We start from the raw sequence: 22,558 nt of genomic DNA, 5'->3' as shown, positions 1-22,558 counted from the left end.
ATTGCTGGAGGAGACTTTTTTCATACTGCTGATCGGCCAGTGCCGGAGCTGGTAGGGCTGCGAGCCCATCATGAGTTCGGTGCGCGGATTACTATGGAGAGCATTGATCGCAATTTTGCGCACCTGCTGGAGCCCTTTGTGCTCCCTCCAACTTGTGATGTGGCTCACCGCCTGCTTTAAGGCAGGTTTCGGTGGTGGAACATTCGCCACCGGGATTCCCCGACCTGTCCCTCAAGGCCATGAGTTTGTTACCGGTGCAATTCGTTGCAAAACACTACATCCCCACTGGCCGGGATGTTCATGGCCGTGTCGCCCAATCAGGCGGGGTTTGGTGGTAGGTAAGAAGCAATAAAACCATATATGACGACCCAACCCGAATCGATAAACCCGATCCCCACGAGCCAACCCGGGCTCGTTCTCACCGCTGCTCGAAAACCCGCCGCGGTGCTTGGCGCACTACTTGGTCTGAGCACGTCCGCCTTCAGCCAAGTAATCACCCAGACTGAGCAGGACGACACCTTCGCCACGGCGAACGCCACCGGTCTGACACCCACTGCGACCGGAATCAAGGTGGCCTATGGTCACTCTGCCGATGGCGACTATGGCGTGACAGGCGACTTGAGCGGGGACTTTGACTTCTTCCGGCTTGAAGCGAATGCGGGTCAAGTGATCTCAGTCGATCTGAAGAACTTCTCCACAAACGACGACTTCGACTCTTTCATCGGCCTTTATGGTCCTGCGGGAACCGTGCTGGCGACAAACGACGATGCGATCGGCCGCGCCAGCAAACTTACTTTCACGGCGGCAGTTTCCGGAACTTACTATGTTTGTGTTAGTAATTGGGTGAATGTGGCAGATCCTCCGGGAGGCTACGCAGCCTTGCCAGCGAATCCCAATGTGGCGGGCACCGGCTACGGCCCCCCGGGAGGCACGGGCGGGCCTTATCAGGTCTTCATCGGCTTGAACGCGAATGTCCCGATCCCTCAATTCAACAGCCTCACTTCGGGCAATCCGGTGCCTACTCCATATTGGTCGCGGATCATTGGACAGGTTGGGTTCACCCAGACCTCCCGGGTGGGCCTGGAGAACACGGGCAACACCCCGTGGACCATCACCGGTTACACCATCACCGGGCCCGATGCCGCGAAGTTCTCCGTCCAAGGTTTGACGACCCCTTTGACGATCAACCCGAACGGAATCTCTAACATCACCCTGGTCTATCAAGGCGATGGAATCCAATCCACTGCCTCAGCAACGCTCGATCTCACCAGCAATGACCCGCTGGACATCAAGTTGGCTCTCGATACCCGGAACCCTCTGGTTTCAGGCGGCGGCAGCTTCACGGTCCGGCAGGTTCACGCGACTCCGGGAACGGAGGTGAATAGCTTTGAAGTGGCTGATGCACTTCTGGCAGGAACGAATGCAGCCACCTCCGCGACCCAGACCAACCCGGTGATCAACTACGCCAACGACGGCGTGGCCCAAGGTTACTTCGGCGCGGACCGTGCCTTCCCCGACACGGCAGGGAGTGGTTCGCAGTTCGTCACGCAAGCCACCGGCACCATCTTTATCCGGCAGACGGGATACTACACCTTCCGTGGTTTGGCGGACGATGGCCAGCGCTTGCGGGTGGATGGTCAGGACGTCCTTCAGAACTTCCAAGCGAACACCCCGATCCTCGGGTTCCTTGAGCTCACGGCAGGCGAGCACACCATCGAATACACCCAGTTCGAGATGGGCGGTGGAGACCAGATGGAGCTCAGTATCGCGCAGACCCAAGGCGAGTACTTCCTCGTATCGGAAACCACATGGGAACTGCTCGAAGCCTACAGCGGCGACTCCGATGGTGATGGCATGCCGAACCAGTGGGAGACTGACAACGGCTTGAACCCGAACTCATCGGTCGGTGCCGAGGGCGCAGCAGGTGATCCCGATAACGACGGTCTGACCAACGTCCAGGAATACGCCCGCGGCACCAAGCCGAAGGATGACGATACGGACGACGACCTCCTGAAGGACGGCGTGGAGACTGATACCGGCATCTGGGTGAGCGCCACCAACACCGGCACCGATCCTTTGACCGGCGACTCGGATAAGGACGGTTTCCCGGATAGCGACGAAGATCCAAACGAAGCGTGGACAGGGCTCTCGCAGCCCGGCACCGATCCTAACAAATTGGATACGGATGGGGACGGCTATCCGGACCGGGTGGAAGTCGCCTTCGCCAGCAATCCGAAGCTGGCCGGCAGCATTCCGGCTCTGGCCTATCAGCCTCTCCTTACCGACAACTTCGACGGGGTGAACCTGAACTCCACCTACGGTTTCACGACCAACGGCGGCACCTTCACTCCAGCGGTGACGGCGACCGGCGTGCCGGCAAACGGAATGGCCGCGCAGATCACCGATGCCACGGGAAGCAACAACAACTCGATCGCTTGGAATCGTGTCCCCGCGAGTGGCACACAGGCACTTCGTCTCAGCTTCGACTTCCGGATGGGTTCGGTAAACCCGGCGGACGGCATCGGAATCGGCTTCTTCCGCACCGGCCAGTATGGTGAGACCGGAGCAATCAACCCGGCCGAGAGCGGCAAGAACTGGGAGAATCCCGCTGCCAACGGCGGCTTCCCGCAGGCGCTTGCATTCGGCCTCGCCAACTATGGCACGGATTACGTCCGGATGATCGGTCCGGTCACTCCGGGCGTCGCTTTGGTCGATCAAGTGGCGCCCTTCGTCCTGACAAATGATGTGTTCAACCGCGCCGTCATCACCGTCCTGACCAATGGTCCCGGCAGCGGCATGGTCAGCATGGATCTGATCGAGAATGTGAATGGAACGCCCATCACGCATTCGATCTTCAAGAACGTGCTCGTGCCCGGCTTCGATCTGCCGAATGAAGCGTTCCGCCTCATCGCCGGCGGACGCACCGGAGGACTCTACGTCAGACAGGATATCGACAACATCAACCTGTCCGTCGTAGGCTCAGGAGCGACCACCCCGACGATTGCCATCTCGAAGGTCGGTAGTTCCTACGTGATCACCTACACCGGGGTGCTTCAGTCCTCGGCCACCCTCGGAGACTTCACCGATGTCCCGGGAGCCAGTTCTCCTTACACGGTGCCCGCAGCTTCGCCAGCGAAGCTGTTCTATCGCGCACGCTGATCGATGCGGCTCTTCACAATGCGGTCCGGCACTACGCCGGGCCGCATTTTTTGTTAGCTCCGGCGCAGAGAAAGAGCTCCGTACTTCGGGCTAAAAAGCCAAGCAGCGAGGAAGAAAACTCCCAGCAGCATCACGATCACCGGACCCGGCGCCAATCCGAGATAGGCCGCAAGCAAAACCCCGGCAACTGCTCCGCCCCCCCCGATCGCGCCACCGCCCCAGAACAGCGCGGAGGTCTTGTCGGTAAGTAGTGAAACGGTCGCCGCCGGCGCGATCAACATCCCGACCGACAGCACACAGCCCACCGCTTGCAATGAACTAACCAAAGCCAGCACCAGCAGCGTGAACTGCAGGTAGTGCATCACTCGGACCGGCACGCCCTGGGCCGCCGCCACGTTCGGCTCGAAAAGCGTCAGCAGCATCGGACGCATTAACAGGTTCGCCACGATCAGCGTAAACGACCCCGTCGCGAACGCGATCCAGAGATCCGCATTCCCCACCGCCATGATGTCGCCGAATAGCCAGTGCTCGAGCTCTTGACGCGTGTCGAGCCGCGGCAAGATCGCCACCCCCGCCGCGAATGCCGTCGTGTAGATCACGGCCAGCGCCGTGCCCTGTGCCACCCGGTTCCCCCGCGCCACCGCCACCGATCCCAGGCCAACCATCAGCGCCGCGAACAGCGCCCCCACAAACGCACTTGCCTGCGTCAGCGCTCCTGTCACCAAAATCCCGAAGGCGATCCCGGGCAGCATGGTGTGTGACAGCGCACTCACCGAAAGCGCGTTCCGGCGCAGGACCACGAACCCGCTGAAGAAGCCATTGGCAAAACCAATGAGCAGCGCCGCGGCAAGAGCACGCTGATAGAAGGGATTGGCGAGCAGGTCCAAGGGATCAGAGATCGGAAGTGACGAGTTGAGGAGCGGCACGATCCTCCGCATCGGTAATGTGCCCGAAGGCCCGGTCGAGATTCTTCGCGCTCAGCGCCTCCTCCGCGGTGCCGAAAGCAATCGGTCGTGTCTTCAGTAGCAGGGCTTCATCGAAAAGCTTCGGCACGGTCGCCAGGTCATGGTGCGATGCCACTACCAAGCGGCCCTCATGAGCCAGTCGCTCGAGCAAGTCGCCCAACTGCCGCGACGCATTCCGATCCAAGCCCGTGAACGGCTCATCCAGCAGAAGCACATGCGCCTCCTGTGCGATCGCTCTCGCTAGGAAGGCCCGCTGCTGCTGCCCGCCGGAAAGTTCCCGGATCTGCCGCTTCTGCAGGTCCAGCAGGTCCAGTGATTGCAACGCGTTTTCCACGGCCGCGTGATCCGCATCGCCGAAGCGCCCGAAGATTCCCGTCTGCGGATAGCGCCCCATCTCCACCAAGCCGCGCACGGTGATCGGGAAGGACCAATCCACTTCCTCGCGCTGGGGTAGGTAAGCAAACTCCCTCGACCAGCGCTTCACCGCGGTCCGCCGCCACGAGATCGTTCCGCCGCTCCGCGGTACCAATCCCGCGATCGCCTTTAGCAAAGTACTTTTGCCAGCACCATTCGGGCCCACCAGAGCGACCCGGTTCCCGCAGGAGGTCGCAAAGGAAACCCCATCCAGCGCCAGCGTGTTCCGGTACCTCACCTGCAGCGAATCGATCACCAGTTCGTGGTGATGCGAGTGATGCGCGCAGCAATCGTGATGTTCCTCGCTCATGGTTCCCAGATGTCGTCGATGTACCCGGATGCGTTGAACACATGCTCCAGTGTATCCCGGCCCGGGATCTCCAGCCGCAGCTTCGCAAAGCGGTGTCCCGGAGAAGCATCTGCCCACTTGATCCGCAGTGAAATCACCGGCTCTTCACCCGTGATCTCAAGCACACCCGTCATCGCGGACGCGGGCTTCCCGCCCGCACCCAGTTCGATCTCCGCCGCGGATGCAGATAGCAGGAGTTCGTAGTTCGCCAATTTTGTCGCCGGGGCAGGGGAGATCACGGCATCCTCCGCCGTCTTCGTCACCGTCGCAACCGGCGTCGACCCGCTCGTAAGACGCGCAAGGGCAAGTCCTGTAGCCAGCAACACGGCAAGGACGATCAAAGTTCGGAACAAGGGCGAGCCGCGCATCGACACGCGATCCTTCGCGCAGGAGGATCGCATTTGCAAGCGATTTGCGATTTAACAACTCACGCTTCTTTCGCCCTTAATCGAACTCTTCAGCGCCGCTTTCAGAAGCCAAAGGCCGCCTTGGCGATTGAATACCATTCCACCGGAACCCGCGGCACCATGCCTCTTGGCAAGGCAAGTCCTGTCACGGGAAAGCCTCTTACTTCTGGGTTTCCACGACCCGTGCTCCCGGTCATACTGGCGTTGACGAGAATTCATACCCATTTCTCTTCCCCATCGGCGCACTTTGAGCGACACCGCCGCCCTGCCATGACGAACCCTTTTCGCGAAGACCTCGTCTCCCGTTCCCGCCCGGAGCCCTGCACCGTGGTGATCTTCGGCGCGACCGGTGACCTGACCCACCGCAAGCTGGTGCCGGCGATCTACAATTTGGCCGTGGACGGCGAGCTTCCTCCCGGAGTCAAGATCCTCGGCTTCGCCCGCCGGGAAAAGTCCGACGAGGAGTTCCGCACCGGCTTGGAAGAGCTGAACCGCAAGGTCTCCCGCTCCGGCCATGACGACGCAATCTGGGGCAAGTTCGTCGAGAGCATCCACTACCACCAGAGCGAGTTTACCGACGCCGACGGCTACAAGCGCCTCGCGGAGCGTCTGGATGAGATCGACCGCGACCGCGGCGGGAAGGGGAACCGCCTCTTTTACGTCGCCAGCGCCCCCGAGTTCTTCGACGACATCCTCACCCAGCTCAAGGACGCCGGGCTGAACATGGCCAAAGACGGCTGCTGGGCCCGCGTCATTGTCGAGAAGCCTTTCGGCACCGACCTTGCCACCGCCCAGCACCTCAACGAGGTGGTGAACCGGACCTTCCAGGAAAAGGACACCTACCGGATCGACCACTACCTCGGGAAGGAAACCGCGCAGAACATCATGGTGCTGCGCTTTGCGAACGCCATTTTCGAACCGCTCTGGAATAGCCGCTACATCTCGCACGTGCAGATCACCTGCGCGGAGAATCTCGGCATGGAAGGCGGACGCGGCGGCTACTATGACAAGTCCGGTGCCCTGCGGGACATGGTGCAGAATCACCTCCTGCAGCTCCTCAGCCTCGTGACCATGGAGCCGCCCACCGATCTCAGCGCCGATGGCGTGCGCGACGAGAAGGTGAAAGTGATCCGCTCGCTGCGCCAGTGGGACACTCCCGAGAAGGTCGCCGAGAACGTGATCCGCGCACAATACACCACCGGTCATGTCGATGGCAAACCGGTCCCGGGTTATCGCGAGGAAGACCGCGTCGATCCCGAAAGCATGACCGAAGCTTACGTGGCGGTCCGCCTCATGATCGATACTTGGCGCTGGAGCGGCGTGCCCTTCTACATCCGCATGGGCAAGCAACTGCCGAAGAAGGCCACCGAGATCTCGGTTCACTTCAAGGCTCCGCCCTGCGTGCTTTTCAATGCCCTGCCCGGCGGCGTGCCCGGCGCGAATGTGCTGGTCATCCGCATCCAGCCGGATGAAGGCATCTCGCTGCGCATGGTCTCCAAGATCCCCGGCACCAGCCTGCGACTGGAACCCGTGAAGATGGACTTCCACTACGCCACCAGCTTCGGCAAAGGGAGCCCGGAGGCCTACGAGCGCCTGCTGCTCGATGCCATGGCCGGAGATGCCACACTCTTCGCCCGCCGCGACGAGGTCGAGGAAGCATGGCGCTTTATCGACAACATCGAGAACGCTTGGCACAAGAGCGACAATCCGCCGCCGATGGCCGAATACGTCGCCGGCACCTGGGGCCCGAAGGAAGCGGACGAACTTCTCCAGCAGGACGGGAACTCGTGGCGCAGGCTGTGAGAGTTGGCGGCTTGCATACGGCCATCTCACTTCTCCCATCTAGAATCTAGCATCCATCATCCACGATCTTCCCATGGCAACTCTGGAGATGCATCCCGAACTCGGACGCGAAGTGCCTGTCGGCTCGATCGACAAGGAACTGCGCAAGCTCTGGGAGGAAGACGAGGCCCGCACGAATGCCTCGCTGATGAATCTGGCCGTGTATTCGGAAGCTCCGGGTTCACTCGAGAAGAACTCCGCGGCTGTCCGCGAACTCACCGCCGAGCATGCCTGCCGGGCACTGCTCATCGGGATCGACCGGAATGCGGCGGACGCCTCGATCCGTGCTTGGATCACCGCTCACTGTCATCTCTCCAGCGGCCGGAAGTCGGTATGCTGCGAACAGATCGCTTTCGCCCTCACCGGCAAGGCTACCGGGCGTCTCAGGAACACGGTCTTCGCTCACCTCGCCTCCGATCTGCCGTTGATCTTCTGGTGGCAAGGAGAGCTCACGCCGATCTTCGAGGATCGCCTCTACAGTCTCGTGGATCGCTTCGTTTTCGATAGCTCGGAATGGTCCGATCCCATTGCCTCCTTCGGGACGATCTCCGATGCGGTAGGAAGCGCGACCCGGGAGCTCGTCGTACAGGATCTCGCATGGACCCGCAGCTTCCAGTTCCGCGTCTCCATCGCCGCGCTCTACGATGACCCCTTGGTCCTCGCAGGACTTCCGAAGGTGGATACGGTGGAGATTATCCATCATCCCGATAACCGCGGCACCGCCCTGCAGATGCTCGCATGGCTCGCCGTGCAGGCGGGTTGGCGCGATGGCATGGAGCTGGATCTCGCGGTCGCCCGCCGCAGCGGGAACAAGGAAGGTTTCTCTTTTGAAGGTCCCGGCGGTGTGACCATCTCGGCCACATTGACCGCGGATGAGTCGTCGGCACCGCTCGGCTTGGTCTCGCTGAAGGGTGGGGATACGGAGGTGTCCGTTTCCCGTGAGGCGGGGGCCGCATTCCTGATTCGCCGGATCAAGTGCGCCAGCCATGTGGTCGAGCTGCCGGGGCCTGTGGACCCCGATAGTTCCGCCGGTCTCATCGGCGAGCAGCTCGCTCGCGGCGGGAAGAACTCGCTGTTCCAGAAGATCCTCCCGCGCTTCCGCCAGTTGCTGGAGCGCTGAGCCGCTTCCCAACTTACTTCCGCCGCCTGCGCAGCAGCAGTGCGGCGGGCAGGATCAGGGAGAGCGCCATCGCGGAAGGCTCCGGCACGCTGCTCGTGGTCAGGGTGCCATTGAGGGACATCGTCGACCAAGTGAAGTAGCCGCTGCTGATCGAGGTCAGATCACGCAGGGTGATCGTCACATCGCTCAGGTCCGTGCCCCAAGGCACCACGAAGGCATGCGATTCTGGATCCGCTCCGAATTGATAGCCATAGACCCCGCCCGCACCGCTCTCAGGGACGATCTGCGGACCGAGAGTCCAAGTATCGGTGAAGCTGAAGATGTTGCCGTCGATATTGATCTCTACCGTGGCGGTCCAAGTCACCGTCAGCTCGCCCGCAGGATAATAAAAGAAACCTTCCCAGAAGGCCGGAGCACTGGGGGTGAACTCCACTTGGATCGACTGACCGGGGGTTAGTCCGGATAGGTTGCTGAGATCGCGCACCTCCGTGTCGGAGGTATTGATCGAGAACGCGGGGGCTCCGGTGTAGTCCGTTTCCAAGCTCACAGCGGTGGTAGCAGCGCTGGCGAAACCGGAGAAGAGGATAGAAACAAGTAGCAGGCGAGGGAATAGAGGCATATCCGAGAAGGGGTTACCCTTGATCCGCCAACGCCCGGCCGGGAGTTTCAAAAGATGTCTTCAGGGGGATCAAGACCCTGTTAATGTACCTGATTGGCTTAACTTCGCAATAAGGGAGACTGGCAATCCGGCTCAATCCGCCAGATAAGTGGCCAGCCGCTCCCTCAAGGTTGTCCTGGCCCGGAAGAGCAGACTCTTCACCGAGGATACCGAGGTCTTCAATACGACGGCGATTTCCTCGTAGGGCAGGGATTCGTAGCTGTAGAGGATCACTGCCGTGCGCTGGGCTTCCGGCAGGGTTGCGATGGCGCGGTCGATCTGCTGATGCATCTCCAGCTTCATGGCCTCCTCTTCAGGCCCTTGGCGCGCCTCGGCTGCCATCTGGAAGCCGCTCTCTTCCTCGCGCTCGTCGGTGGAGACTTCCTTGCGCCGGGTCCTCCGCCGGGACTCGTTGAATACGAGGTTCCGGGTGATCGTGAAAAGGTAAGTGGTGAACTTGGCGTCCGGCCGCCAGCGTTTCGCATGTTTCCACACCCTCAGGAAGGCCAGTTGGGCGATGTCCTCCGCCTCGGTCGGGTCACCCAGCATGCGGGCCACCGTGCCCACCACGGCATTCTGGTGCCGCTCCACCAATTGGCGGAAGGCCTGCTCGTCACCCTCCGCGATCCGATACATCAGGGCCACGTCAATGTCGTCCCCATCCGCGCTCTGGCTCGCTGGGATCGGGCGTGGTGCTGGCATGCGGAAGTTCGGGAAGGTCAGTGCGGCTTCCATTCTCATCGTGGCGAACCGCCGGACGAGTCAGAAGTTGCGCAGCCCCCGGATTCCGGGTTGCCGCGTCTAGGGAGTGGACGCGGCAACAAAGCCCGGGATTCAAATCAATTGCAGCAATTCGCAGGACCGGCGGTCGATCTCGCGGTAGCGGGCTTCGTTTTCCGGCTTCTTTAGATCTTCATCCCAGCCCGGGATCATCTCTTTCAATCGGGCCTTTCCTGCCGGGCTCTCCAGTAACTCGCCGAAGCATTTCTTAATCACTTCCATCACGATGTTCACCGAGACGGAAGCACCGGGCGAGGCTCCTAGCAGCGCGGAGATGCTTTTGTCCTCGTTGGTGATCACTTCCGTGCCGTAGTGGACGATGCCCGCTTCGCCGTCGGTCTTCTTGATCGCCTGCACGCGGATACCAGCATCGATGAGCTTCCAGTCCTCCGCCTTGGCCCCGGGGTAAAAGACATGTAGCACCTCCATCCGGTCCTGCATGCTCTGGGTGCCCTGTTGGACCAGATAGCGGACCAACGGCAGATTGCTCACGCCGATCTTGAGCAGCGTGGCGAGATTGTCCGGCTTCACCGAGAGCGGCAGATCCAAGTAGCTGCCCTTTTTGTGCAGGAACTTGGTGGTCCAGGCTGCGAAAGGACCGAAGAGCAGGGTCTTCTTCCCGTCCAGATAGCGGGTGTCCAAATGGGGCACCGCCATCGTTGGCGCGGAGTCGAGAGGCTGTCCGTAGACCTTGGCCTCGTGTTGCGCCACAATCTCGGGGTTATCACAGACCAGCCACTGGCCGCCGATCGGGAAGCCGCCGAGCCCCTTGGCTTCCGGAATCCCGGCCTTTTGGAGGAGCTTCAGGCTGCCGCCGCCTGCGCCTACGAAGACGAACTTGGCGTTGTTGTGATGCGTCTCGCCCGTGGCGAGGTTTTGCACCGTGACCTCCCAGCCCAAATCGGTTTTGTTCAGGTCGGTCACGCGGTGGTTCGTGGCGATCCCGCAACCTTCCTGCTTGCCCAGCCATGCCAGCAGCTTGCGGGAGATGTTGCCGAAGTTCACGTCGGTGCCGCTGTCCATCTTCGTCGCCGCGATCGGCACGTCGCCGCGCTTGTCGAGCAGCAGCGGGGCCCAGCTCTTGATCGTCTCGCGGTCGGTGCTGAACTCCATCTCGCGGAAGAAATGGTGCGCCGCCATGCCCTCGTAGCGGGCCTTCAGGTAGGACACCATCTTGGCCCCGTGCACGAAGCTGATATGGGGTAGGGGAGTGATGAACTCGCGGGGATTGTCGATCATCCCGCTGCCGATCGCATAGGACCAGAACTGCTTGGAGTGGTCGAAGTGCTCGAAGATCTCGATCGCCTTGCCGACCTTCACCGTGCCGTCCGCTTCATGGGTCGGCGTGTAGCTCAACTCGCAAATTCCCGCGTGACCCGTGCCCGCATTGTTCCAGCCATGGGAGCTTTCTTGCGCGAGTTCCTCGGTGACCTCGTAGACCTGGATGGAGAGTGAAGGATCGAGACGCTTGAGTAGAGCGCCGAGATTGGAGGACATCACGCCGCTGCCGATCAGGACAACGTCGGGATTCTGGATATGGGTCGATTGCGGCATGGGTCTTCGGATGACCCGGACGGTCTAGCGGCTCGGATCCTTTCTGCCAACCCCACGGGAAAGGATTCTTTTGTCATTGGGGCTCGCCAATCCCGATAAATCAACGGTTTGCAGCGAAACCCAATTTGGATTGGATAGCTGGAAGTGGAATCCAAATACGGCGCCTCGATTGCTCGGATTCGGGGAACTCACGCGTTCACCCACAGGCTCTTCAGATAGGGCTCGCCGGTGAAATCCGCGGGCATCGGTGCCAGCCTGGTTCTCACCGCACGCTTCGCCACTCCTCGCACCTGCATCTCGAATGTCGTTGGGCTCAGGGTCCGGCAATTGGTCGAGGCCAGCAGGAATCCTCCCGGAGCAAGGCATGCGAAGGCGAGCTCAGCTAGACGCCCGTAATCCTTCTCCACCCGGAAGACCTTGCCATCCTTGTCACGGGAGAAGGTGGGGGGATCGAGCACGATGCCATCGAACTTTCGCCCCTGCTTCGCGAAGCGGGCCAGCCATTGGAAGGTATCGCCCTTGCAGAAGTAATGAGCTTCCGGGTCGAAGTCGTTCAGAACGAAGTTCCGCTTGGCCCAGTCGAGGTAGGGCTGGGCGAGATCGAGCGTGGTCGTGGTCGCCCCGGCGGCTGCCCCGTAGACCGAGAATGCCCCGGTGTAGGCGAAGGTATTGAGCAGGGTCATCCCCGGCTTCAGGCGGCTGCGGAGTTCCGCTCGGTTGTCGCGTTGATCGAGGAAGATCCCTTGGGAGTAGCCGGATTGGAATGAGATCTCGAAGGCTAGGCCTTCCTCGTGGATGGAGAAGACCTCGTCGCATCGGGGGCCAGCAAGATGGGAAGGGGATTCCTTTTGTTGCTGGTCCAGCCGCTTCCAATAGACCGTCCGCCCTTGATCCCTCAGCCACGAGCCCATCGCGGGCGGGATCTCGCGATCGCGGGTCGAGAGCAACCACCTGCCCGCAAAGTCTTCCAGTTCAATGTCCGGCAGGCCGTCGCCGCTGCCATCGATCAGCCGGAGGGCATCCGTTCCGGGCTGTCGGAGCGGTTCACGCTGGGCGAGGGCGGCTTCGAGCAGATGGCGCATGGGAGGCATTGCCATGCCGGATCGGGCCGCTAGCATCCAGCGCGAAATGAGCGACCTCGCCTCCCGACTTGACGAAGCCCTGGCCCACGGACTCCTGCTGGAAAGCTCCCGAGTGAACATCGACCTGCTGCTGGCAGGCTCCGCTACCAAGGTGGCCTGCGAGGCTGTCCGCGAACTGGCCGAGGCCGGCGAGTGGCAGGAACTCAACGACCGCTTCTTCAAGACCCTCGCTTTCGGGACCGGCGGCCTGCGCGGCCGCACCATCGGTCGCATCGTGACCAAGGCGGAGCAGGGGCAGGGTGGACCCAACGAGCGCCCGGAGCACCCCTGCGCCGGCACCGCGACGATGAATTTCTTCAACGTCTCCCGCGCGGTCCGCGGCCTGATCGCCTACGCCAAGCAGCACGTGGGAAGCTCCCGCAAGGCGAAGCTGGTCTTCGCTCACGACAGCCGCCACTTCTCGCGCGATTTTGCCGAATACTGCGCCAAGGCCTCCGCCGAACTGGGCTGCGATGCCGTGCTCTTTGAGTCGGGCCGCTCGACCCCGGAGCTTTCCTTCGCGATCCGCGATCTGCGGGCCGATGCCGGCGTGGTCCTGACCGCCAGCCACAATCCCGCGCACGACAATGGCTTCAAGGCCTACTTCAACGACGGTGCTCAGATCGTGGAGCCCCACGCCTCCGCCATCATCGCCGAGGTGAACGCCCTCCAGAACGAGATCTACGAGCCGCTGCCACCGGATCAACAAGGCTCAGTCACCATCGTCGGCGCGGATCTCGACCGCCGTTACATGGATCGACTGAAGTCGCTGCTGATGCGCCCGGAACTCCTTCAAGGTAGTAGCACCAAGGTCGTCTACACCAACCTCCACGGCGTCGGCGGCGTGATCATCGTTCCGATGCTGCGCGAGCTTGGTTTCGAGGTTCTCACCGTGCCGGAACAGGATATCCAGGACGGTCGCTTCCCGACCGTGGAATCTCCGAACCCGGAGAACCCGCCCGCACTCAAGATGGCCATCGACCTCGCCATCAAGGAAGGTGCGGAGCTTATGATCGGCACCGATCCGGACAATGACCGCATGGGGGTCGCCGTGCGCGAGGCGGACGGCTCCATGCGCGTCCTGACCGGAAATCAGATCGGATCCCTGATGGCGTGGTATCGCGCCAAGACCGCCCTCGAGATCGGCTGGCTGAACGACACTACCCGTGCCCGCGCGCTGTTCGTCAAAACCTACGTCACCACTGAGCTTCAAAGCGCCATCGCAGATAAATACGGCATCGGAGTGGTGAATACCCTGACCGGTTTCAAATACATCGCCGAGAAGCTCCGCAAGTATGAGGACGCGATCCCGGCCGACAAGAAGGGCTCCGACTACCGCTCGCTCGATGAGGCCACGACCCGTGCCCTGCGCCTCGAATACTCCCGCTTCTTCCTCTTCGGTGGCGAGGAGAGCTACGGCTACCTCGGCTGCGACTTTGTTCGCGATAAGGATGGCAATGGCGCCGCCGTGATGTTCGCGGAGGTCGCCGCCTACGCGAAGTCGGTCGGCAAATCCCTCGCCACGCTGCTGGACGACATCTTCCGCGAGTTCGGCTACTACGAGGAGCGCGGCAAGTCGCTCACGATGGAAGGTGCGGATGGTGCCGCGAAGATCCAAGCACTCGCCGGAACCTACTCGCTCAACCCGCCGGAGGAAGTCGATGGCTCGAAGGTCTCCAGCGTCCGCGATTTCGCAACCCAGGATCTTTTCGATGCCGAGGGCGATCCGCTGCCGAAGGAGAAAATGCTCTTCGTCGATCTGGAAGACGGCCGCGCCTTCGCGGTCCGCCCCTCCGGCACCGAGCCGAAGATCAAGTTCTACCTCTACGGCAAGTCGGTGCCCTCTGACGACCTCGCCGGCTCCCGCTCGAAGGTTGCGGCCTCGCTCGATGGCCTCTGGGCTTGGATCGAGGCTGATGCCAAGGCGCGTCTCGCTTAACCCGCATCATCCCCGGGGCAGGTTCCGCCGCTTTTCATGAGACGTCTTCTTCCCGTTCTCCGTCCCCTTGCCGCCATTCTGAGCGGCACGGGGATGGCCCTGCTTTTCCCGCCGCACTCGATCAGCAAGCTGGTCTGGCTGGTGATGGTGCCGCTGCTGCTGGCACTGTGGAGCCTCGGGGAGGAGAAGCGCAAGCGGAAGGCCTTCGGTCTCGGCTATCTGACCGGCCTTGGCTTCTTCCTCCTCAATCTCGTCTGGCTCCGAACTGTAAGCGATGCGGGCTGGATCGCCCTTTCGCTTTACCTCTCCCTGTTCCCCGCGGCATGGGCGGTCTTCGCCTCCACCTTGGGCAATCCTTGGCGGAAGGAGGCAGGGGAGGAGGGGCTCTTCCATGCGCCGCTTCATGCTTTCGTCTGCGGAGCCACCTGGGCGGGCCTGGAGTGGCTGCGTGGCTGGCTCTTCACCGGCTTCGGCTGGAATCCCTTGGGTGTGGCCTTCCATGAGACCCCGGTGTTCTCGCAAGCTGCAGATCTGTTAGGGGCTACCAGTCTCTCGATCCTGCCGATCTTCGTTCAGGCCGTCCTGATTCAGATCTGCGTCCGCCGCGTCTCCCAATATCATTCCGCCGAGCGTCGCCGCCGGGTCGCGCTTGCCTGCACCACGGTCCTGATGATCTCTTGCTACGGCTACGGCATCTGGCGGATCAGGACGGCCAATCAGGCCGAATCGATCCGACTGAAAGCCCTGCTGGTTCAACTCAACATCCCTCAGGAGGCAGGCAAGGTCGAATGGGAGGCCCTCGATATCCACCTGGGCTACGAGGAAGACACCATCGCGGCTCTCAAGAAATCCCGCCCCGACTGGGTGATCTGGCCCGAGACTTCTCTAACAGGCCGCATCCTCCGGATGGACGATGGCACTTGGGCCATGCCCTCCGACAACCTCATCTCTATCGATCGCGTCCGCGAGGCCGGGAACTTCACCCTGATCCTCGGCCTCAACGAACTCGAAGGTGAGATGCACGGCGAGGAGTATTGGGTGAAGGAGAATACCCGGGCATGGAACACCATGACGGTCATGCCTCCGGATGGCAGTCTCGAGACCTTCCGCAAGCATCACCTCGTGATCTTCGGCGAATACATCCCCTTCGTCGACAAGCTGCCCTTCCTCGCCAAGATCTACGAACAGCAGACCGGCACCCGCTTCGGCGGCGGCTTCTCGGTGGGTGAGAGCCTGGAGCCGATGAAGGCGCAGGTGAGGGGGCAAGAGGTGCAGATCATTCCGACCGTCTGCTTTGAAGACAGCGTGGGCCGTCTCGTCCGGAAGTTCACTCGGGACGCTCCACAGGTCATCGTGAACATCACGAACGATGGCTGGTTCAAGGAGAGCGAGGGAGCCGCGCAGCATTTCGCTAACGCCCGTTTTCGCGCCATCGAATTGCGCCGCCCGCTGGTCCGCGCCTCGAATACGGGAGTTAGCGCCGCCGTATCGACTACCGGGATCACCCTGCATCCCCAGACCAAGAAACCACAGGAACTCCGCGACGCGAATGGCAGCACCTTCACTCGAGGATCCCTGATCGTGGATATCGATATCCCGAAGCATCCTTCGCGGACCCTCTACTCCATGATCGGAGACTGGGGCCTCATCGGACTCTCGATCGCGAGCCTCCTGCTGATGTGGTGGCGTTGCCGTCGAAACACGCTCCCGCCTGAAGAAGCCGAAGCTTAAAAGGGCCAGACGGTGCTCCACACGCTCGCCTTCGCGCAGCGGATCACCTCTTCCTCATCCGAAAGACGCTTCAGCGCCCGGGTAGCTCGGAGCTCTTCCGTACCACGAGCCACGGCACGCCATTCGATCGCCATTCCGGTGAGACGCAGCAGGGTCCACATCGCCACGACTCCGATCGCTCCCGCGACAGCCCATCCGGCCGGGACTCGTTTCGAAAAGATCGCGAAAACCGCCACCACCCCGACCAGAGCAGGCAGAGCCCTTGTTAGAAAAGCTCCTTTCACGCGCGCCTTGGCCAGCCGGTCACCGTCACGTTCGAGAAGCGCCAGGCCGCACTCCCGCACGGCGTTCCCTAAAGCCGCGGCATGCGTCTCATTCCCACCACGACCGCCGGGCAGGCCCATTCGCACCCGCAAGTCCTTTACCGTCGTCTCGCAATTCCGGCGCATCCCCTCGAAACGGACGCGGCTCCAGAACCAATGCCTCCCGGCCCAAGCCCCGGCGAGAGGGATGAGAGAGAGCAGAATGAGAAGCTTCCACACGACCCTGCTAACTCAGCGTTTCCCGCCGCCCGCGGCAAGCCATGCCTTCGGATCATCCGGCCAAGGCTGCTTCGGATAGCGCCCTGCCAGATCCTTCTTCATCTGGGTATAGCCGTTTGCCCAAAAGCTTCCCAGATCCTTCGTCATCTGCCACGGCCGCATGCTCGGTGCCAAGATGTGAACCAGCAGGGGAACCCGCCCGCTCGCGATCGTCGGCGTCTGCCAAACCCCGAAGAGATCCCGCACTCGCAAGGCGATCCACGGATCCTTGCCCATCTCGTAGGTAATTTTCGGATTCTGTCCGTTGGGCAGCGCGATCCGCTCCGGCGCATAGGAATCGAGAGCCGCGCGTTGTGCCCCGCTCAGCCACTCCTTCAGCACCGGCCAGACTTGGCGCTCCTTGATGTCCTTGTAGGACACGGCCCCATGACAGATCTGGGCCACGGCCGCCGCGCGGTCCTCTTCCGACCACCCGGGCAGATCGAGCTCCGGCATCCATTTACCCAAACCGTCGAGACGCGCGCACCACTGGTCCACCGCAGCATCCCAGTTCTTCAAGATCAGTTCACCCGACAATACCTTGGCCGCCAAGATCTCCGCCGCGGCGTCCAGATTCACTCCGTGGTCGCTCTCCTTGGACTCAAGCACCAGATCCCGGAACTTCGTCTCCTTGCGTGCCACCACTCTTCTACGGGGCTCATCGTAGCTCGCGCCGTCGGTGAAACCGAAATCCTCGGGAAACAGCTCCTTCAGCCACTCCGGATCCACCGCGGTAGCCCGCCGCAATTGCACAATCACCTCGCGCCCCTCCACCTCCGTGATCTCCGCGGCCACGAAGGCCACCGCCTGCTTGGCTGCACTCTCGTCATCCAACTTGCCGCGACGCTTGCCGACCACACGGCAGGCGAGAGTAGCCTCCCCGAAGCGCACCGCCAGGCGATCGCTGAAGGATGCCAGCATCGCACGCCCCACAGCCTCGCGGCGCTTCGCGAAGTCCACGCCTTCCCATGGCCACCCGCGCTGAAGTGCCAGACGCTGCAAGCGATCGAATCCCTGAGCCACCTCACGCGCCCCGCGGCCATGAATCCCCAGCGGCGCACATCGCCGCGGATCAAAGTCCATTCCGGCCGCCGAGTCGAATGCCCGCCACTCCGCCTCAAAATCGCTTCCGTCCCCGGGGAACACGAAGTCCTTCCGCCCGATTCCTCCGCGCTTTGAAGTGAAGATTCCTTCTCCCTGCACCGCGGCGGCAATGAAAGCCATCTCGGCCACGCAACCCTGCTCGACCCCTGCCAGCATCAGCCGCGAGTAACGCGGTTCCAAGGGCAGGGCAGCCATCGCCCGCCCTTCCTCCGTCAGCGCGCCCTCCGCATCCAGTGCCCCGAGATCGTGCAGCAGCGATTCCGCCCGTCGGAGGCTGTCTTCCAAAGGGGCATCCAACCAGCGGAAGTCCCGCACCTCGCCGACCCCCGCCGCCTTCAGAAGTAGAACCACTTCCGCCAGATCCACCCGCCGCACCTCCGGCGCATCGAAGGCCTCGCGCCGGGCATGCTCGCCCTCGCTCCAGAGCCGGAACGCCCGTCCCGGCCCGGTTCGGCCGGCGCGACCCGCCCGCTGCTCCGCGGAGGCCCGGGAGATCTTGCGGATCAACAGGGTATCGATCCCGCGGCGAGGGTCGAAGCTCGCCTCACGAGCCAGACCCGCATCAATCACCGTCCGCACCCCCTCGATGGTCAGCGAGGTTTCCGCCACGTTGGTCGAAACAATGATCTTGGGTCGCTTCCCGGGGGAAACTGCCGCCTCTTGAGCCGCTGGAGGCAGCCCGCCATGGAGCGGGAAGATGTCGTGGTTCCGGGTAAAAGACGAGTTCTCCAGCGTCTCCACCGTCTTCCGGATCTCATGCATTCCGGGCAGGAAGCACAGCAGGTCACCGGCATCCGGCAGGGCCAAGGCCTCCTTGCAGACGGTCGCAATCTTCTCCCACACCGGCGTTTCCTGCGGCGGACCGCCCCGGCGGTCGTTGACCTTCGGACGATCCGGACGATAGGCCACTTCGATCGGGAAAGTCCGCCCCCCGGCTTCCAGCATTTTCGCCGGAGCCAGGAAATCCGCCAGACCCCGCGTTTCGAGCGTGGCGGACATGACGAGCACCCGCAGGTCCGGCCTGGCCTGTTCTTGCAGATCCAAGCAACGCCCCAGCGCCACGTCCACGGCCAGACGTCGCTCGTGGAATTCGTCGAAAACCACCGCCCCGACGCCTGCCAGCGTCGGATCCTCCTGCATCCAGCGCTGGAATACGCCATCCGTGAGATAGATCAGCCGGGTATCCCGACCGTATTTGGTGTCGAAACGCACCGCGTAGCCCACTTCACCACCCAAGCTGCTGCCTCGCAGCTTCGCCACCCAGCCTGCCAGCAGGCGCGCCGCCATTCGCCGGGGCTCGATCACGAGAATCCGCCCCTCGATCCCTGCGTCCATGAGCATCCCCGGCACGGCCGTCGATTTACCGGAGCCGGTAGGGGCCTTCAGGAGCACTCGGTCCCGGTTTCCGCCGGCTACCGCGGCTTTCAGATCTCCTTCGATTTCGTGGACAGGCAAACGCACGCCCCGCGCATAGCCAGCTTCCACGGCCTTGGGAACTGCCAAGAACGGATTCCCCGCAAAGCCCGTGACCGCATTTCTCCGCTAATTCGCGAATCGCGGAACGAGCACGCCGATCGGCAGCGCTCACCTGCCGGACGAAAGATGCTCCCGTTTGGGCTCGTTATTCCCATTGCAAGGCAGCCTCCGCCGCCCTATCCTTACGTATATGAACACTTTGCTCGGTTTCATCGGCGGCCTCGGCGGTCAGGAGATGATCATCATCTTCCTCATCGTGCTGCTGCTCTTCGGTGCGAAAAAGCTGCCCGAACTGGCCCGCGGGGTCGGCAAGAGCATGGGAGAATTCAAGAAGGCCCGTGACGACTTCGAGCGCGAGATTACCCGCTCGGAAGACGATGTCCGTCGCCGTGACGAAGCGAAGGCCAAGGCCGACGACGAGATCCGCATCCGTGAAGCTGCGGGCAAGGAACCGGTCGAGAAGGCCTGAACATGAAGAAAGCGACAGCTTTGTTCCATCGCGCCCCGGGTTTACTCGGGGCGTTTTTCTTGTGCCTCGCGCTTCCTGCCTGCCGCGACAAGCAGCAGACCGAGGATTGGTCCGGCCACAAGCAGGAAGCCCCCGCGGTTAAGGAGGCACCTCCCGCGCCACCAGCCGCCGCCCCGACAAAGGCACCGGCACCACCTGCTCCAGCGCCTGCCGCCGCGGCCACGGATCCCGGTTCGGTCCGCTTCGTCGCCTACAATGTCGAGAACTGGCTCACGATGGAGCGCTACGCAAATGGCAAGCGCATCGCATCGCCCAAGCCTGAGAAGGAGCGCCAAGCCGTCGTCAAAGCGCTTCTCTCTGCCAAGCCGGACATCCTCGGCATCTCCGAGATCGGCAACGAGGACGACGTGAAGGATCTCCAGAAGCATCTCGCGGATGCAGGCATGCCCTTGCCACACTCCCACCTGAATCGCGGCGCGGATGACACCCGCAGCCTCGTCATTCTTTCGAAGTTTCCCATCGGCAAGACCGCCGCACGCGATAACCTCGCTTACCGCATTCAAGGCGAGGAATTCAAGATGCAGCGGGGCATCCTCGATGCCACCATCAACACCCCCGTGGGCGCGTTCCGCTTCCTCGGCGTGCACCTCAAATCCAAGCGCGAGGTCGACGAGGGCGATCAGGAAGAAATGCGGCGCAGCGAGGCCCATCTGCTACGCCGCGAGGTCGATGCGATCCTCCGCGATGATCCAGAGGCCCGCCTGGTAGTCTACGGCGATTTCAACGACACCCGCAATAGCCCCACGATCCGCACGGCCCAAGGCCCCGCCCGTAGCGCTGCGGCCCTTACCACGATCCCGCTCAAGGATTCCCGGGGTCAGTTCTGGACCCACCATTGGGACTATCAGGATGTCTACTCACGCATCGATTACGTGATGGTCTCGCCCATCCTCCGGGATTTGGTGGACCGTGATCACTCCAAGATCCTCGATGGTGAGGAAACCGCAGGCGCCAGCGATCACCGGCCCCTCTTGGTGATCCTCAAGCAATAGCCTCTGGAGCGCGGATCTCGATCAACATCGCGCTCAGCGGCTCAAGCGTTGGAAGCGGCAGCCCATCCGTAGGCAGGGAGGCTGCTTCGACTTCCTGCGACCATCCGGGATCAAGACGGTTCATGCATACAAGGCACGGGCCCGCTTGCAACCACTCCAAGGCATTCCAAGGAATCTGGAGCCGGACACCGGATAGGCTCTCACTTCCACTGAAGTTCGCGATCACGAGAAAGGCCTGTCCGGATTCGGCATCGCGGCGGAGATAGGCATAGAGCCAGTGGCCGCTAGCCGTTTCGTCGCCCACACGGCCGTAGCCGGGGTTCTCCTTGTTGGCGTGGTTCAGGCCGTAGAAGTCGCCCCTCTCGAAGGCCGGCTCGTGCATCAGGCGCAGTAGCCGTCCATACCACTCGCGCAGATCCATCTGCTCTTCACTGAGCCGGCCACCGTCGTATCTGCCGCCATTCACCCATTTCGTGAACTCCGGCATCGACCAGTAATCGAAGATCGTCGTCCGGGCATCGTCTCCGCCGAAGCCCTCTTCACCGGCAGCAGGTTCGCCCACTTCTTGCCCCGAATAGAGCATGATCGGCCCGCGTCCCATCCCGAAGAGCACGGCACTCACCGGACGTCCTACCCGCATTCCCCAGCCGCCCCATTCCTTGGGACTGGCGAGACGCACTTCATCATGGTTCTCCGCATAGCGCAGCGAATGATGAAAGCGGCTGCCCGTGAAGGTGAGCGTGTCGATATCATTCGCCCATTTGCCCGAATCGTAGATTCCCTCCAGCACATCGTAGATCGGGTCGTCATAGACGGCGTCGAATCCCGTTCCAAGCAGCACATCCATCACGTGCTCTTCGCTCAGCTTCGCCGGATCGTTGTCATAGGCCTCGGCGGAGAAGAACACCGATGAGTTCCGCGCCCGCGCCCGGCGGATCACCCAGCGCCAGAATTCCATTGGGATCATGTGTGCCATGTCCACTCGGAAGCCGTCCACACCGTGATGCTGCCAATAGGCCAGGATCGCATCCATGGTCCGCCAGGTCCGCGGAACATCTTCCGGCGAAGAATCGCTCGCAGGCAGGTGCGTGGTGTCACGCCCCGAGGTGAAGTCATGGCCGTAGTTCAGCTTCACGGTCTCGTACCAATCGTGGATCGACGGCGACCATGAAACCGAATTGTTGCCCGTCACCCGTCCGAACTCGGCTTCCGCTTCAAAGAGGCCGCTGCAGCCTGCCGTCTCGGCGGTCGGCAACTTCAAGGGAGCCCCGCCTCCGGGATCACTACGGCGCAGATAGTAGAAGTGGTTATCCCGTTGGAAGAAAACGTCCGTGTTGTCGCCGCTCCCGAAGGAGAGTTCGGGCTTCACGTCGGAGTGATAGGATCGCGCGACATGATTGGGCACGAAATCGATGATCACTTTCAGGTACTGCGCATGGCAGCGGTCCACCAGGGCTTGGAACTCCGCCAGCCGCTTCTCCGGGTCCTCCGCATAGTCCGGACATACGTCGAAGTAGTCCTTGATCGCATAAGGACTCCCGGCGATCCCTTTCAGGACATCGGGAGTATCCGCTGGCCGCCCCGGCCAAGATGTGCCGCTCGCCTGTTCCAGCACGCCGGTCAGCCACAGGTGGGTGAAACCCATCTCCCGGAGTGAGATCAATGCCGCCTCGGAGATATCGCTGAATTTACCGCAGCCGTTGACCTCGATCGGTCCGTTGACCTGCCGCGTTTCGACGGTGTTGCCGAAAAGCCTGGGCAGCAGTTGATAGATGACCGGGCGGGGAGGGGAGCTGGCTTGGCTTTCCATCGATGCCGACACGATTGACCCCTTCCG

The 22,558-nt window shown here is 62.1% G+C and carries 17 protein-coding genes; 7 read left to right on the top strand and 10 right to left on the bottom strand.

All coding sequences use genetic code 11. From position 1 onward, the window contains the following. The first annotated feature begins 360 nt into the window (after positions 1–360). Positions 361–3,159: a pre-peptidase C-terminal domain-containing protein gene (locus tag OJ996_RS11720; protein WP_264513771.1), complete on the top strand. Its 2,799-nt coding sequence runs from the start codon at positions 361–363 to the stop codon at positions 3,157–3,159. A 53-nt stretch (positions 3,160–3,212) separates the two neighbouring features. On the opposite strand, the gene OJ996_RS11715 is transcribed toward OJ996_RS11720, so the two are convergent. Genes OJ996_RS11715 through OJ996_RS11705 form a run of 3 tightly spaced genes read right to left on the bottom strand, consistent with a single transcriptional unit; the run spans position 3,213 to position 5,288 of the window. After that, a complete protein-coding gene (locus OJ996_RS11715; RefSeq protein WP_264513770.1) occupies positions 3,213–4,046 on the bottom strand; it encodes a metal ABC transporter permease in 834 nt (277 codons plus the stop codon). Positions 4,047–4,050: 4 nt separating this feature from the next. Beyond that, positions 4,051–4,848 (bottom strand): metal ABC transporter ATP-binding protein, encoded by a 798-nt coding sequence (locus OJ996_RS11710; protein ID WP_264513769.1) that lies wholly within the window; start codon positions 4,846–4,848, stop codon positions 4,051–4,053. Continuing rightward, complete coding sequence (locus OJ996_RS11705) at positions 4,845–5,288, bottom strand: hypothetical protein (RefSeq protein WP_264513768.1); 444 nt, start codon at positions 5,286–5,288, stop codon at positions 4,845–4,847. Before OJ996_RS11705 ends, OJ996_RS11710 begins: the two co-directional genes overlap by 4 nt. A gap of 276 nt (positions 5,289–5,564) precedes the next feature. Here OJ996_RS11705 and zwf point away from each other — a divergent pair, with 276 nt between their 5' ends. Further along, on the top strand, positions 5,565–7,097 hold the full coding sequence (gene zwf, locus OJ996_RS11700) for a glucose-6-phosphate dehydrogenase (protein ID WP_264513767.1): 1,533 nt from the start codon (positions 5,565–5,567) through the stop codon (positions 7,095–7,097). Positions 7,098–7,170: 73 nt separating this feature from the next. Continuing rightward, positions 7,171–8,256 carry a glucose-6-phosphate dehydrogenase assembly protein OpcA gene (locus OJ996_RS11695; protein ID WP_264513766.1) on the top strand — a complete coding sequence of 362 codons (1,086 nt, stop codon included), beginning with the start codon at positions 7,171–7,173 and terminating at the stop codon, positions 8,254–8,256. Between the two features lie 13 nt (positions 8,257–8,269). Here OJ996_RS11695 and OJ996_RS11690 read toward each other — a convergent pair whose 3' ends face one another. From OJ996_RS11690 to OJ996_RS11675, 4 genes are all read right to left on the bottom strand, one after another. Continuing rightward, positions 8,270–8,875: a PEP-CTERM sorting domain-containing protein gene (locus OJ996_RS11690; protein ID WP_264513765.1), complete on the bottom strand. Its 606-nt coding sequence runs from the start codon at positions 8,873–8,875 to the stop codon at positions 8,270–8,272. Positions 8,876–9,007: 132 nt separating this feature from the next. After that, positions 9,008–9,655, bottom strand: coding sequence for an RNA polymerase sigma factor (locus OJ996_RS11685; protein ID WP_264513764.1), 648 nt, complete (start codon positions 9,653–9,655; stop codon positions 9,008–9,010). Positions 9,656–9,748: 93 nt separating this feature from the next. Continuing rightward, positions 9,749–11,248, bottom strand: coding sequence for a malate dehydrogenase (quinone) (gene mqo / locus OJ996_RS11680; RefSeq protein ID WP_264513763.1), 1,500 nt, complete (start codon positions 11,246–11,248; stop codon positions 9,749–9,751). 188 nt (positions 11,249–11,436) lie between these two features. Then, a complete protein-coding gene (locus OJ996_RS11675) occupies positions 11,437–12,330 on the bottom strand; it encodes a class I SAM-dependent methyltransferase (RefSeq protein ID WP_264513762.1) in 894 nt (297 codons plus the stop codon). 46 nt (positions 12,331–12,376) lie between these two features. Between OJ996_RS11675 and OJ996_RS11670 the strand changes: the two genes are divergently transcribed. Both OJ996_RS11670 and lnt read left to right on the top strand, forming a co-directional pair. Further along, the gene (locus tag OJ996_RS11670; protein ID WP_264513761.1) at positions 12,377–14,308 is read left to right on the top strand and encodes a phospho-sugar mutase; all 1,932 of its coding nucleotides are present in this window, start codon (positions 12,377–12,379) and stop codon (positions 14,306–14,308) included. Positions 14,309–14,344: 36 nt separating this feature from the next. Continuing rightward, on the top strand, positions 14,345–16,039 hold the full coding sequence (gene lnt, locus OJ996_RS11665; protein ID WP_264513760.1) for an apolipoprotein N-acyltransferase: 1,695 nt from the start codon (positions 14,345–14,347) through the stop codon (positions 16,037–16,039). Here lnt and OJ996_RS11660 read toward each other — a convergent pair. Together OJ996_RS11660 and hrpB are read right to left on the bottom strand one after the other, a co-directional pair. Then, complete coding sequence (locus tag OJ996_RS11660) at positions 16,036–16,581, bottom strand: hypothetical protein (RefSeq protein ID WP_264513759.1); 546 nt, start codon at positions 16,579–16,581, stop codon at positions 16,036–16,038. The two genes, lnt and OJ996_RS11660, sit on opposite strands and share 4 nt — an antisense overlap. 12 nt (positions 16,582–16,593) lie before the next feature. Then, the gene (gene hrpB / locus OJ996_RS11655; RefSeq protein ID WP_264513758.1) at positions 16,594–19,185 is read right to left on the bottom strand and encodes an ATP-dependent helicase HrpB; all 2,592 of its coding nucleotides are present in this window, start codon (positions 19,183–19,185) and stop codon (positions 16,594–16,596) included. A gap of 226 nt (positions 19,186–19,411) precedes the next feature. On the opposite strand from hrpB, the gene tatA reads away from it, so the two are divergent. Together tatA and OJ996_RS11645 are read left to right on the top strand one after the other, a co-directional pair. Further along, complete coding sequence (tatA, locus tag OJ996_RS11650; protein WP_425605561.1) at positions 19,412–19,669, top strand: twin-arginine translocase TatA/TatE family subunit; 258 nt, start codon at positions 19,412–19,414, stop codon at positions 19,667–19,669. A gap of 2 nt (positions 19,670–19,671) precedes the next feature. Beyond that, positions 19,672–20,721: an endonuclease/exonuclease/phosphatase family protein gene (locus tag OJ996_RS11645; protein ID WP_264513756.1), complete on the top strand. Its 1,050-nt coding sequence runs from the start codon at positions 19,672–19,674 to the stop codon at positions 20,719–20,721. On the opposite strand, the gene OJ996_RS11640 is transcribed toward OJ996_RS11645, so the two are convergent. Further along, complete coding sequence (locus OJ996_RS11640; protein ID WP_264513755.1) at positions 20,711–22,531, bottom strand: alpha-amylase family glycosyl hydrolase; 1,821 nt, start codon at positions 22,529–22,531, stop codon at positions 20,711–20,713. The genes OJ996_RS11645 and OJ996_RS11640 overlap by 11 nt on opposite strands. Positions 22,532–22,558 lie beyond the last annotated feature (27 nt).

It is taken from the genome of Luteolibacter rhizosphaerae, assembly GCF_025950095.1.
Taxonomy (GTDB): Bacteria; Verrucomicrobiota; Verrucomicrobiia; order Verrucomicrobiales; family Akkermansiaceae; genus Haloferula; species Haloferula rhizosphaerae.
The sequence above is the reverse complement of the archived record's forward strand: the minus strand, read 5'-3'. Positions and strand labels throughout refer to the sequence as shown.

Coding starts and splice junctions, on each gene's coding strand:
- OJ996_RS11720 (WP_264513771.1), top strand. CDS start 361: ATGACGACCCAACCCGAATCGATAAACCCGATCCCCACGAGCCAACCC.
- OJ996_RS11710 (WP_264513769.1), bottom strand. CDS start 4,848: ATGAGCGAGGAACATCACGATTGCTGCGCGCATCACTCGCATCACCAC.
- OJ996_RS11705 (WP_264513768.1), bottom strand. CDS start 5,288: ATGCGATCCTCCTGCGCGAAGGATCGCGTGTCGATGCGCGGCTCGCCC.
- zwf (WP_264513767.1), top strand. CDS start 5,565: ATGACGAACCCTTTTCGCGAAGACCTCGTCTCCCGTTCCCGCCCGGAG.
- OJ996_RS11695 (WP_264513766.1), top strand. CDS start 7,171: ATGGCAACTCTGGAGATGCATCCCGAACTCGGACGCGAAGTGCCTGTC.
- OJ996_RS11690 (WP_264513765.1), bottom strand. CDS start 8,875: ATGCCTCTATTCCCTCGCCTGCTACTTGTTTCTATCCTCTTCTCCGGT.
- OJ996_RS11685 (WP_264513764.1), bottom strand. CDS start 9,655: ATGAGAATGGAAGCCGCACTGACCTTCCCGAACTTCCGCATGCCAGCA.
- mqo (WP_264513763.1), bottom strand. CDS start 11,248: ATGCCGCAATCGACCCATATCCAGAATCCCGACGTTGTCCTGATCGGC.
- OJ996_RS11675 (WP_264513762.1), bottom strand. CDS start 12,330: ATGCGCCATCTGCTCGAAGCCGCCCTCGCCCAGCGTGAACCGCTCCGA.
- OJ996_RS11670 (WP_264513761.1), top strand. CDS start 12,377: ATGAGCGACCTCGCCTCCCGACTTGACGAAGCCCTGGCCCACGGACTC.
- lnt (WP_264513760.1), top strand. CDS start 14,345: ATGAGACGTCTTCTTCCCGTTCTCCGTCCCCTTGCCGCCATTCTGAGC.
- OJ996_RS11645 (WP_264513756.1), top strand. CDS start 19,672: ATGAAGAAAGCGACAGCTTTGTTCCATCGCGCCCCGGGTTTACTCGGG.
- OJ996_RS11640 (WP_264513755.1), bottom strand. CDS start 22,531: ATGGAAAGCCAAGCCAGCTCCCCTCCCCGCCCGGTCATCTATCAACTG.